This is a genomic window from Segeticoccus rhizosphaerae, assembly GCF_005222685.1.
Classification (GTDB): Bacteria; Actinomycetota; Actinomycetes; order Actinomycetales; family Dermatophilaceae; genus Segeticoccus; species Segeticoccus rhizosphaerae.
In genome coordinates, this window is sequence record NZ_SWMA01000074.1 from 1 (window position 1) to 3,707 (window position 3,707).

General features: G+C 67.4%; 5 protein-coding genes. 3 read left to right on the plus strand and 2 right to left on the minus strand.

Annotated features, from left to right (window positions below; genetic code table 11):
* Nucleotides 1–228 precede the first annotated feature (228 nt).
* The 3 genes from FCN22_RS21210 (at nucleotide 229) to FCN22_RS21220 (ending at nucleotide 2,295) form a co-directional block, all read left to right on the plus strand.
* Nucleotides 229–1,329: a site-specific integrase gene (locus tag FCN22_RS21210; protein ID WP_137123553.1), complete on the plus strand. Its 1,101-nt coding sequence runs from the start codon at nucleotides 229–231 to the stop codon at nucleotides 1,327–1,329.
* A gap of 370 nt (nucleotides 1,330–1,699) precedes the next feature.
* Entirely contained in the window at nucleotides 1,700–1,903 is a 204-nt protein-coding gene (locus FCN22_RS21215; RefSeq protein WP_202911734.1) for a ribbon-helix-helix protein, CopG family, read from the plus strand.
* Nucleotides 1,900–2,295, plus strand: coding sequence for a type II toxin-antitoxin system death-on-curing family toxin (locus tag FCN22_RS21220; protein ID WP_137123554.1), 396 nt, complete (start codon nucleotides 1,900–1,902; stop codon nucleotides 2,293–2,295). Before FCN22_RS21215 ends, FCN22_RS21220 begins: the two co-directional genes overlap by 4 nt.
* A gap of 732 nt (nucleotides 2,296–3,027) precedes the next feature.
* On the opposite strand, the gene FCN22_RS21225 is transcribed toward FCN22_RS21220, so the two are convergent.
* Nucleotides 3,028–3,258, minus strand: a complete 231-nt coding sequence (locus FCN22_RS21225) for a hypothetical protein (protein WP_137123555.1) — start codon at nucleotides 3,256–3,258, stop codon at nucleotides 3,028–3,030.
* A gap of 232 nt (nucleotides 3,259–3,490) precedes the next feature.
* Nucleotides 3,491–3,707 (minus strand): TrmO family methyltransferase domain-containing protein (locus tag FCN22_RS21230; RefSeq protein WP_238384896.1); only part of this gene is annotated, 217 nt, incomplete at its 5' end.

Consider the following 3,707-nt stretch of genomic DNA (forward strand, 5'->3'; position numbering starts at 1 on the left):
CTTGGTCGCCGACACGCCCACCACCACCGCGGCCTGCTCAACCGTCAGGCAATCGCGGACCTGAGCCCAGAACCGATACTCCACCTCAACCGGCAACCGCGGACTACCCCGACGAGCACTCATCTGCACACCTCTCAACGCCAGGTGTTGCAGTCACCCCTTGAGGCCAAGCCGCAATAAACTGGGGATAAAGTGGGAGTCGGACGGCCACCGCTTCCGGTGGGCACGATGGGCACCATCCGGGTGTATGCCGCGCCGGCCGGCTTCCGGGCGCGGGCGCAGGTGCGCGACCTGGACGGGCGGACCCGCTCGGTGGAGCGCACCGGCCGAACCAGGGGTGCCGCCGAGCGTCGGCTCAAGGAGGCCTTCCGCGACCGCACCCACCGCGCCGCCGGGGACCTGATCTCCCCGGACACTCGCATCAGCGTCCTGGCCGACACGTGGTTCGCCTCGTTGGACCAGCACTCCCCCACCACGCTGCAGCTGTACCGCCACCGCATCGACCACCAGATCAAGCCGGCGCTGGGTCAGCTGCGGATCCGGGAACTGACCGTCGGCACCGTCGACCGGCACCTGAGGACGGTGGCCGCCACCAGCGGTCCCGCGATGTCCAAGCTGACCCGCTCGGTGCTGTCCGGGATGTGCGGCTTGGCCGCCCGCTACGACGCCCTGGACCGCAACCCCGTCCGGGACGCCTCCAGGATCAGCCGGCCGCCGAAGAAGCCGCCGAAGGCGCTGACCGCGGCCCAGGCACGCCAGCTGCGGGCGATCCTCACCTACGACGACAAGGCGGTCGCACGTGACCTCCCCGACCTGGTCTCCTTCATGCTGGCGTCCGGTTTGCGCATCGGTGAGGTCTCCGCCGTCACCTGGGACGCAGTGGACTTCGAGCGGGGCACCGTTCAGGTGCGCGGCACGGTGATCCGGGTCAAGGGGCAGGGTCTGGTGGTGAAGGCGACCAAGACGACAGCCGGACTGCGGACCTTGGCGCTGCCGCGGTGGTGCGTCGAGGTGCTCACGCTCCGCCGCGAAGCCTTCGCACCGAAGGCCGCAGACACACCCGTGTTCCCAGCACCGAAGGGCGGCCTGCGCGACCCCTCGAACACCCAGGCCGACCTCAGAGACAGCCTCGCCTGGGCCGGCGTGCCCTGGGTCACCAGCCACGTCTTCCGCAAGACCACCGCCACCCTCCTCGACGAGGCCGGCCTGTCCGCGCGGGCCATCGCCGACCAGCTCGGCCACGCTCAGCCCTCACTCACCCAGAACGTCTACATGGGCCGCAACGTCGCCTCCACCGCGGCCGCCACCGCTCTCGAAGCACTCGCGTGAGCGATGATTGATCGCCGTCGGTCGACCCGCCTGCGGCATGCCGTATGACATCCCTGCCCGTTGACACGATCCAGACGGTGCTACCTACCGGTGAACACTCGTCCTCCAGCAGGCGCGAAGCCGTCCTGGTCACCTACTGTTTCCGTGGGTGGTCCCTTGACACTGCTTCCGGACCCGACCGCCGGACCTCATCGAGTGAGCTCGTCAAGCATGGCGGGCCGGCATCTGAGGACCCGCCGTCGGTCGCTTTCCATCTCCTGCTCAGACAACCCGGCGTACCGTGGTCCCGATCTGCCTGGCCAGCAGGATCGTCACGGTAGTCGGACCCGATGCCGCGATCAGGTGGTGTCATGAGTGATACCATGACGCCATGTCTATGACATTGCGCCTCTCGGACGCAGAAGCGGACGCGCTGCGTCGTCGTGCCGAGCGTGAGTCCCGCTCGATGCAAGACATCGCTCGGCAGGCGGTGCGCGAGTACGTGGAGAATCACAGTCGTGCCGAATTGCTCGACAGCGTCCTTGATCAGGAGTTGCCGCGCTACGCCGAGGCGTTGGAGCGGCTTGGTCAGTGATCTACCTGACTCTCGCAGAGTTGCTGCACGTCGCCGAGCGAACCCTCGGCGCTGATGTACCGATCCGGGACCATGGGCTGCTGCAATCGGCGTTGGCCCGTCCGCAGGCCACAGCCTTCGGTAAGGATGCCTACCTCCTCCTGGAGGAGAAGGCCGCGGCGTTGCTGCACTCGCTGGCCCGCAATCACGCCCTGGTGGATGGGAACAAACGGCTGGCACTGGCCGCCACGATCGCCTTCCTCGGTATCAACGGCCGTCGACTCACCATGACCAATGATGAGGCCTACGAGTTGGTGATCAGCGTCGCGGCCGGAGAACTGGACGACATCGCCGGAATCGCGGATCGGATCAAGGTCGGGAGCCGGCCATGGTTGAGTGATCGCACGCCGTGACAACCCGAGACCGGCCTCACCGGTGGCCGCCGGACGTCCACGTCGCCGCCGCCGATCAGCGAGCCCCGGTAGTGCAAGTCGCGCTGGCACCATCCCGGCGCGCATTGCAGGATGCGCCACGCCCCGATCAACGCCTGGCTTGTGCCAGCCTGGCTTGTGCCAGCCTGGCTTGTTATTCACTGCACGACACGAGTGCCGAACGGTCTCCGGCGACCCCGCTCGACCTTGATCGCTCGACTATCCGGCCGACACTGGCCGCCCCGGATGAGGGGCCGTTGCGGCCGATGAGAGGCTGTTGGAAGTCGAGGCGCCGTTCCGCAGTCGGAGCAACCTCCGGCCACCGTCAGCGGCCCCTCGTCCGACGACCGCATCGTGCAGCGAGGTCGAGGCCAACGTGAAGCCGGCCGGAGCCCAACACTGTCGCCGGCGTCCGGAAGCGGATCCGCTTACGGCGACGATCTTGGCAATCGCGTTGACTGCCGTCCCGCGCCGAAGGCGGCCGCATCATCATCGTCGCGGACCAAGCGCCACAACCCCTGGTCCGACTCCATCGAGTACTCCCTCATACCCAGTACATGTCCGGCACCAGGATTAGCGTTCGCGGCGCAGGCCTCGTGACTTCTGATCTGGCGTGCTGGGCTGCACCCGATTCCGCCCATCCGGTTGAACGCCATCCGCGTGGAGGCGCACACGAGCCGACCCACGTTCGGTCACGACCCCGACGCCGACGGATCACCCCTTCTCGCGAGTGGCTGGCCGCTCGGCTCTCCTGACTCCCTCGACCAGAAGTACCCGTTCTCGCGGCAGCACGTAGCCGTCCCTGCTGGATTCTTGGACGTAGACCCAACCCGGCGTGAACACCACTGCCACCTCCTCCACCAGCTTGGTGTCGCCGCGCAGGTCAAGGAAGTGCAGGCGGTGGACCAAGTAGCTGTTGCCTTCGTCAAACTTTGCCGCCGTCATGCCTTGCGAAGATCGTCCTCCAGACAGACCTTGTCCGTGCCATCGCCAGGCGGTGCGCCGATCGGCATGGGGGAACACGGCTCAACTCGGGGGCGGAGGTGCACAGCTGGCGTATCAGCGAGCACGTTGTGCTGTCGAGCTCATCGGCCCTCAGTCCAGCAGCGAAGAAGAGTTGATGTCACCCGGCCGACTCCCGCGCCTGCCGGGGTGGGTCGGCTTGGGCAGCTGGTTCTCAGCCCTCGGTGGGTCGGATGACGGGCTTGATGTCGACCAGTGGCGTGCCGTCCACGGCCTCGAGCGGCTGTACCCGAAGCCGGCAGTCCTCGACCGCCAGGACTGAGACCCGGTGCAGCCCCAGCGGATTCGGCCGGGAGGAGAGTCCCTTGGGGTGGTGGGGTTTGAGGTCCAACGGCGGGGCTTCGTGAAGTAGGCGGCCATCGGCGGGATCT